This is a genomic window from Anoxybacillus sp. J5B_2022 (assembly GCF_026847645.1).
In the GTDB taxonomy this organism is placed as follows: domain Bacteria; phylum Bacillota; class Bacilli; order Bacillales; family Anoxybacillaceae; genus Anoxybacteroides.
This window is the reverse complement of sequence record NZ_JAPSMC010000087.1, coordinates 1-8,112: the sequence shown is the minus strand read 5'-3', so window position 1 is coordinate 8,112 and position 8,112 is coordinate 1. Positions and strand designations below refer to the sequence as shown.

5 protein-coding genes and 3 pseudogenes are annotated in these 8,112 nt (G+C 40.5%); 6 read left to right on the top strand and 2 right to left on the bottom strand.

Going from position 1 to position 8,112, the window contains the following annotated elements; translation table 11 throughout:
- The 3 genes from M4I42_RS15735 to M4I42_RS15725 all read left to right on the top strand — a co-directional run.
- A partial coding sequence (locus M4I42_RS15735) for a hypothetical protein (RefSeq protein WP_268853014.1) occupies positions 1 to 213 on the top strand: 213 nt, incomplete at its 5' end.
- Positions 214 to 244: 31 nt separating this feature from the next.
- Positions 245 to 1,618: a hypothetical protein gene (locus M4I42_RS15730; RefSeq protein ID WP_268853013.1), complete on the top strand. Its 1,374-nt coding sequence runs from the start codon at positions 245 to 247 to the stop codon at positions 1,616 to 1,618.
- Positions 1,619 to 1,879: 261 nt separating this feature from the next.
- Entirely contained in the window at positions 1,880 to 2,086 is a 207-nt protein-coding gene (locus M4I42_RS15725; RefSeq protein WP_268853012.1) for a hypothetical protein, read from the top strand.
- 36 nt (positions 2,087 to 2,122) lie between these two features.
- On the opposite strand, the pseudogene M4I42_RS15720 reads toward M4I42_RS15725, so the two are convergent.
- Together M4I42_RS15720 and tnpC are read right to left on the bottom strand one after the other, a co-directional pair.
- A pseudogene (locus tag M4I42_RS15720) lies at positions 2,123 to 2,365 on the bottom strand (protein rep); the annotation flags it as partial.
- A 69-nt stretch (positions 2,366 to 2,434) separates the two neighbouring features.
- Positions 2,435 to 3,888 (bottom strand): annotated as a pseudogene (tnpC, locus tag M4I42_RS15715) (IS66 family transposase).
- Between the two features lie 387 nt (positions 3,889 to 4,275).
- On the opposite strand from tnpC, the gene M4I42_RS15710 reads away from it, so the two are divergent.
- The 3 genes and pseudogenes from M4I42_RS15710 (at position 4,276) to M4I42_RS15700 (ending at position 8,046) form a co-directional block, all read left to right on the top strand.
- The gene (locus tag M4I42_RS15710) at positions 4,276 to 4,644 is read left to right on the top strand and encodes an ArsR/SmtB family transcription factor (RefSeq protein ID WP_268853011.1); all 369 of its coding nucleotides are present in this window, start codon (positions 4,276 to 4,278) and stop codon (positions 4,642 to 4,644) included.
- On the top strand, positions 4,637 to 6,775 hold the full coding sequence (locus M4I42_RS15705; RefSeq protein ID WP_268853010.1) for a heavy metal translocating P-type ATPase: 2,139 nt from the start codon (positions 4,637 to 4,639) through the stop codon (positions 6,773 to 6,775). Before M4I42_RS15710 ends, M4I42_RS15705 begins: the two co-directional genes overlap by 8 nt.
- Positions 6,776 to 6,892: 117 nt before the next feature.
- Positions 6,893 to 8,046, top strand: a pseudogene (locus M4I42_RS15700) (ISL3 family transposase).
- Positions 8,047 to 8,112: the final 66 nt, after the last annotated feature.

Genomic DNA, 8,112 nt, shown 5'->3' with positions numbered 1-8,112 from the left:
GTAAGTTCCGTTCTTTTATTCCTTAATTTTGAAGGTTTTGGTTTTTTTATTGACATTCCAACTGTTGCAATTGGATTCATTTGGGGAAAATTTTCTAAAAAACAATCAGAAGATATGGTTTTAAAAATCGGTTTTTGGGGAAATACGATATGGCTCGTCTTTTTAATAGGCTGGTACTCATTCATCTTCTATAGTTGGGGTCAACAATCCTAAAATAAGATTCTATATAAGGTGGCGATAATGCATGACAATCGCTGAAATTCACGGAAAGCTTCCAGAATATGAAGGGATGGAGGATTTACTGACATCCGATGTGTTTTCTACCTTCAAATACTTGCCTGTAGAGCTAGCTTTCATTCCTTTTCTCAAACGTGCTGTGAATTTTTGTACAGGTGAAACGATCAACTATTCATTTGACGATGTCATAAAGGCAGATTATATATTTTGGCCGAAAACCTCCTACTTTAAACGGGAGCCTGATTTACTTATCTTATTAACTCGACGCAATCAATCTCCCATTTCTATCGTTGTAGAGGCTAAATATCGAAGCGGGAAAAGCAACGTCAATCGTGAGAATGATTTACAGGAGCTGCAGCTGCTTGATGGTGATCAATTAGCGGAACAATATTATGAATTGGTAAACAAGAATTTTAATATTGCCCAGCCATATAAAGAACTGTTAATGGAATCAAAAGATCGATTTTTATTGTTTGTAACTGCCCATGATGCACTGCCAAAAAATGTAACGAATGAAACAGAAAAAGTTTTTCATAAAATAAAAAATAAAATAGGATTACGTAGTGAGGACACACTACACCTCTACTGGGTAAATTGGCAAGCAGCATGGAGTGTTGCTGATGAAGCATTGAATAACGAAGCTAACATCCCTTTGGGCTTCAAATTAATGTTAGAGGATTTAAAAGTTTTATTGGAACGAAAGGGGCTTCGTCCTTTTAGCGGCTTCAGTCAACCAAACCAAAACGTGCTTTTCAAAGACTTTTATTTTTGGGGAGAGGAAAAAATGAAGTTAGGAAAAGAAATCAAAAATATATATGATGCAATGCTGAAAATATGTACTGAAGCGAGCCACTTCATTTCTGTTGTCAATGACCTTTTTGTCAAATACGGCTGGAATCCTGTGGGGGGAAATGGGGTGATGTGGGACCGTTCCACTCATCATGCTCAACCTCGTTTTTGGCTGCCGTATTTTCAGCAACGTGTTTTTGCAACTGAACAAGATCCTACAAAGGGAGTAGGAATCAACATTATCTTTGACGAAGCTTATGGAAATTTAACAAACACGATTCCTTTTGTTTCCTGTTGTTACATCGAAACAGAAAATAGTATCCCGTTAAATAAGTGTGATGAAATTTACTGTGCAGGCTGGAGTGAAACATCAGAGGTGCTCGACGAAAAACATAGCAAACTCTATCAGACCATCCATCCAAATCGTATGTCGATCGTTAATTATTTTCTACCGCTCGATGTGTTATCTAATCAGCAAGCAGTTGAAAGCTATATTATAAAACCTTTAATTGAATTATACAAAGGAAACACAACTAAAGCTTATGAACTCATTCAGTCAGTTTGTCTTACAAGAGAAGAATTAAGTTCTTAAATAGAGAAGAGGAGAATCTTTAAATGAAACGAATAAGAAGGTGAGACTGAAATGATTCCCCTAATCATGTTGAAGCGGCGTGGTTACTGAAATCTACCATTTTTTAAGCAGCAAACGCTAATGCCAAAAAGAAGGTGTTAATAATGTCATTAATTAATCAAATCATAATCAAACGGTGCCAGGCACTGTTCGTAAGAACTATTACTTGGTTAATACTTTAACTCTAATCAATTCTTCAGGGAGAAAGGAGAGTAGTATTTCATGAGAAAAATTTACGAATATATATCTATCGACGAAAAAAAAGAAGTAGTTGAAAAATTAAAAGCGGATCTAAAAGAGTTAGAGCAAGAGATAAATCAAAATAAAGATTCCTTTTCAAAATTTGTGTGTGAAATTTTGTATAGTACACGAGATAAATGGCATTTAGAAATTGAAGAGTTAGAAAATGAAATAAAAGCTAATAGTTAAACCAAAAAAAGAGCACTCCTTCTGGAATGCTCTTTTTCACTCTATCACATAATTTTTTAACCCCACATGCCATCTTGCAATCACGTCAAATGTGCCATTGGCGACCTCATCCTCACCCGTCACATTAACCAAATCACCGTTTTCGGCATCTCCCAAATTCAGTTCCTTGTGGATCTGCTTCAGCAGACCGCCATAACCGATTAACCGCTTATTTGCCAAGGCGTTGTCTAACGCCAAAACGGTTTCCACATTTTCGGCCGTGACCTTATTCCCTTGTAACTATTCACCCCAGTGCTAGTGTATAAAAAAGCCCAGCACAAATAGGGCATTTCGGTCATAGAAAATGCCCTAGGTAGCGGAAAGAACTCGATCGATCGTTTCCGCCTGCCAACAGAAGACATAACGAATCCCACACGTTTTTTTCGTGTTTCGTCAGTGTGGAAACGATGCTTCTTGTGATACAAAAAGACTGGGCGAATGTTTCTTCGCGAAACGTACCCGAAATGTTCTCTTTGACTTTGACCATGCGAAGATCGCGTTCGGCTTGGTTGTTATCAAAGGGAACATGTACTTCACGTAAGAAACGCAGCGCTTCTTCCTTTCGTTTTTGAAGGCGTCGAACAAAAGCGAGTGCTTTTTTCGGAAGAGGTGTCTTCGCTTCCAATCGGTGTTGTGCTCTTTCTAGGATGCGATCATACACTCGTTCCCATCGTTTCGCTTCTTTTTCGGAAAGTGCACCGTGATGGGCTTCGACGGCTTGTTTGGCGGCTAACAGAAACGTGGTCATGCGCATCGCCCACGTATGCCCTTGTTCGGTGAAGCCTTTTAGCTCACGTAAATGATGGGTATGACAAAGGGCATGGGTGGCATGTGTGTATTTCGGATACGTACCGAACGCATCATGCATCATCGTCCCTTCATATCGCGGAAGAATCCCGATATCATCGGTCGCTTTTTTTTCCACGAGAAGCGTGAGGAGCCAAGTATGTATATCTCGATGTGCACGCGACATGCACCCATGCGAGTTTCCCATTGATGCGCAAACTCGTTTCATCGACATGCAAGATGTTGGATTCAAGTAAGGCGTCTTCGATGATGTCCATATTTGATTCCAGCGATTCGCGTCCTCGTTTCACCATATTGGCAAGGGTTCCTGTACTAATCGAGTGTTGATATAACGCTTCGATTGTATCACTTAAACGCTTGTAAGGGATCAATTGGATATGATGTAAATAAACAGCGAGCGCCGTGAGACGTGGACCGTATTGCACATGATTCGTGACATGGGATGGGAATTCGGCTTGTTGCACGCATTCGCATCGACAATGTGGACACGATTTCACTTCACGTTCATGTTGTGTCACCTCGATCGCCACAGGAGGGACATCAAACACTTGACGGATATCGACTTTGAACGGTTTGACGTCACGCAAAGAAACCCCACATCCTTGACACGTATGCACACGGTGGACGACACGATGATGTGGATGTTCCACTTGATGGAGCGTCGTTCCTTGATGTCCTTCTTGTCCGCCTGGCTTGTTGCCAGATGGCTTGCGAGAAGAATGGGTGTGAAAACGGTCAGAAGATGGGGGCAAATGGCTATTAGAGCTGTTTTTTTTCGTGCGTGCTTCCAGCTCTTGAACACGGTACTTCAGTTGTTCATTTTCTTTGCGTAGTTGTTTGTTTTCGTGACGCAAATGTTCATTTTCTTGAACGAGTTGATGAATGAGCTGTTTTTGTTGTTGAACTTTGCCGATTAAGCTCTCAACTGTAAATACAGCTTGTTGTACCGTCAACATGCGATTCACCTTCTTGTCTATCAGTATTCACATCATAGACAGGAAAAGCAAAAAATATTCAGCTCACTTTATGATGTGGCTGAATAGTTACATTAAATGGGTTCATCACCACAACATGCACTTGACAAGCGGGGGATTTTCTTGAGCCGCCGTGTACGAAAAATCTGATTTACTGATTTTTCCTTATAAGTACAGAGAAGGCGTGTTCTGAAATAGTCAAGTACAACTTTCGGTGAAGAGCCATTAAATGAATAACCTGGTAAATATTAGGTTGATTTTTTACATCCAATTCTTTTTTGTTTTTCATTCAAATAAATACTTGAATAATAAAAGAAATGGGGTATAATATATTCGAACGGAAATTTGAATATGAAAGGGGGATAATGAATGAGTAAGAAAGATACATGTGAAATTTATTGTTATGACGAAGAAAAAGTCAATCGAATACATGGTGAATTGCAAAAAGAAGATATATCCAGTGTTGTCCTGTTGTTTAAAGCACTGGCAGATGAAAATAGGGCAAAAATTGCCTATTCACTTTGCCAAGATGAAGAGTTATGTGTATGTGATATTGCCAATATCATTGGGGCTTCTGTTGCAACCACTTCCCATCATTTACGCACCCTTTATAAACAAGGGATTGTAAAGTATCGAAAAGAAGGAAAGCTAGCATTTTATTCGCTGGATGATGACCATATTAAGCAGTTAATCATGATTGCGTTAGTACATGAGAAAGAGGTGAAAGTCCGTGTCTGAACAACAAGCAAAATTATCTAAATCAGAAGCGCAAACCTACCGTGTTCAAGGATTTACTTGTGCAAACTGTGCGGCAAAGTTTGAAAATAATGTAAAATCATTGCCAGGTGTTCAAGATGCTAAAGTAAACTTTGGAGCATCTAAAATTACCGTTTGGGGTACAACAACCATCGAAGAATTAGAAAAAGCAGGAGCTTTTGAAAACTTAAAGATTCGGGAAGATAAAGAAAAAGCAGTCAAGCGTGAACCTTTTTGGAAGCAAAAAGAGAATATTAAAGTGTACATTTCCGCCGTTTTGCTTGTGATTAGTTGGTTTCTAGGGATGCAATACGGAGAAGAGCATATCTTTGCGACAATTGGATATGCTGCAGCAATTTTAATCGGTGGATATTCGTTATTTATAAAAGGTTTCAAAAACCTAGTTCGATTGAATTTTGATATGAATACGCTGATGACAGTGGCGATTTTAGGAGCTGCAGCGATTGGTGAATGGGGAGAAGGTGCAACGGTTGTTATTCTATTCGCCATTAGCGAAGCCTTAGAGCGTTATTCCATGGATAAAGCTCGTCAATCCATTGAATCGTTGATGGATATTGCTCCAAAAGAAGCATTAATTCGTCGCGGAAATGAAGAAATGATGGTCCTTGTTGACGATATTCAAGTCGGAGATATTATGATTGTAAAGCCTGGTCAGAAATTAGCGATGGATGGAATCGTCATCAAGGGTACATCTACATTAAATCAGGCTGCCATTACGGGAGAAAGTGTTCCAGTAACCAAAACAGTCGGTGATGAAGTCTTTGCAGGAACATTGAATGAAGAAGGGTTATTGGAAGTAAAAGTGACAAAACGAGTGGAAGATACAACTCTTTCGAAAATCATCCATTTAGTGGAAGAAGCTCAAGCAGAACGAGCACCTTCTCAAGCGTTTGTAGATCGTTTTGCCAAATACTATACACCAGCCATTATCATTTTTGCTCTTTTACTAGCCGTTATTCCTCCATTATTTATGGGTGCTGATTGGAGCGAATGGATTTATCGAGGTCTAGCTGTATTAGTGGTTGGTTGTCCGTGTGCGTTGGTTATTTCCACGCCTGTTTCGATTGTAACTGCCATTGGAAATGCAGCGAAAAACGGTGTGTTAATTAAAGGTGGTATTTATTTAGAGGAAGCAGGATCTCTAAAAGTCATCGCTTTTGATAAAACAGGAACATTAACAAAAGGTATTCCTTCCGTCACCGATGTAGTCACTTATAATGGCAATGAAAATGAACTAATGACCATTACAGCAGCCATTGAAAAAGGCTCACAACATCCACTTGCTTCCGCCATTATAAGAAAAGCAGAAGAAGATGGATTGAATTTTAATGATGTATCGGTTGAAGAATTCCAATCCATTACAGGTAAAGGGGTCAAAGCCAAAGTAAATAACGCAATGTATTATGTCGGAAGTCCAAGTCTTTTTGAAGAACTTCTTCCAAATGGCATCCAATCAGAAATAAAAGAACAAATTACAACCCTTCAAACACAAGGGAAAACGGTCATGGCATTAGGAACGGAAAAAGAAATTCTGGCGTTAATTGCCGTGGCAGACGAAATAAGAGAATCATCCAAAGAGGTTATTCGAAAACTTCATCAAGTCGGTATTGAAAAAACGGTAATGTTGACAGGGGATAACCAAAGAACAGCCGAAGCCATCGGAAAACAAGTCGGCGTTTCCGATATTAAAGCCGATTTACTTCCAGAAGATAAACTGAATTTCATCAAAGAGCTTCGCGACAAGTATCGAAGTGTTGCGATGGTTGGAGATGGTGTGAACGATGCACCAGCTCTTGCAGCTTCAACCGTTGGTGTGGCAATGGGTGGTGCTGGAACCGATACAGCCCTTGAAACAGCCGATATTGCTTTAATGTCTGATGATTTAAGTAAATTGCCATATACGATTAAATTGAGCCGCAAAGCTTTAGCGATTATTAAGCAAAACATTACCTTCTCTTTGGGCATTAAGGTGCTGGCGTTATTGTTAATTGTACCTGGTTGGTTAACGTTATGGTTAGCGATATTTGCGGATATAGGAGCAACATTAATCGTAACATTAAACAGCATGCGATTGCTAAAAGTTAAAGAATAGGCTCTTCACCACAAGTTGTACTTGATCATTTAAGGTAGGTGTGCATAGAGGGTACAAAAAATGCGAATTTTCCTGTATGGTAAAGGTGACCAAACCGAACCATGGAGGGAAATTCGCATGTACTCTCAGTTTATCAAAGAGCTCATCGATTTACCAGATGTTTTGATTCAAAAGGTGCGAAAAGAAGGGGAACGTTGGATTTTCGAACTTTCTCTACCCGAACAATGCCCGTTATGTCCTGTCTGCTTGAAGCGCACGATCAAAATGACAGACAAAAAGAAACAATGGATGCATGGCTATGCTCAGCGAATCGGAATTTTTTGGATCGAACTTCCTGTCGAGCGCAGACGTTGTCGTACGTGTGGCGTGACGTTCAGCACGTCGTATCCAGCCATCTCTCCGCGAAGTGTGGCGACGGATGCTTTTCAGCGATGGGTCGCGCAATCTTGCATCGGAACATCCATTCAGGCGGTGGCTCGTATGCTCAAGCTGCCTTACACGACCGTTGAACGATGGTTTTATACCCATGCCCCTTCCTTCCTATCGAATGACGTCCAACCAAAAGCGGTTTGTGTCGATGAGTTTGCGTTTCGAAAAGGGCATGACTACGGAGTGGCGATCATGGATGCCGAAACGGGGGAAGTGTATGCCATGGAAGCAGGAAAGGAAGCCATTGGGCGTGCATTGGCTCATGTATCTCGTTCCGTTCAGTATGTCGTGAGTGACTTGGCTCCAGCGATGAAAAAAGCGATTCAACGGGTTTGCCCAGAGGCGACATCCATGTCATTCAGCTGTTTACCGATGCTTTAGAACGTTGCCGCAAATATTTGGGCAAAGGAGGCAAGAAACACGGAAATGTTCGTTACGTTTGCCGTTTATTGAGCCAATGCCCAGAGAAATTGACGGAGGAAGAACGTCAAATCATACGAGAATGGTGTAAGGAAAGCGATTACTTAAAGTCTGTTTACCAATCGCTCCGACATGTTCGCTATGTGTTCAAAAGCAAAGATGAGTAACAGGCGAAACGACGCTTGAAGGCTTGGATTCATCGGTATTTGTTTTGTCCTTGTTCCGTTGTTCGTGCCATCGCAAAATCACTCGTCAAACGAACAGACGAAATGATATCGTGCATTTTATCCCATTATTCGAATGGGAAGATGGAGGGAACGAATAACAAGATCAAGCTGATGAAACGTCGGGGATACGGATACCGAAATATCCAGCGTTTTGCACTGCGGGTTCGGCTGGAAACAGCTAACATACTTTCATGACAGGTGCAAGTACATCTTTTGGTGATGAACCATATTTTTGAAGTTCGACGAATATACAATTGGTCA

Excerpts from the sequence above, each read along its gene's own strand:
- M4I42_RS15730 (WP_268853013.1), top strand. The coding sequence starts at position 245 with ATGACAATCGCTGAAATTCACGGAAAGCTTCCAGAATATGAAGGGATG.
- M4I42_RS15725 (WP_268853012.1), top strand. The coding sequence starts at position 1,880 with ATGAGAAAAATTTACGAATATATATCTATCGACGAAAAAAAAGAAGTA.
- M4I42_RS15710 (WP_268853011.1), top strand. The coding sequence starts at position 4,276 with ATGAGTAAGAAAGATACATGTGAAATTTATTGTTATGACGAAGAAAAA.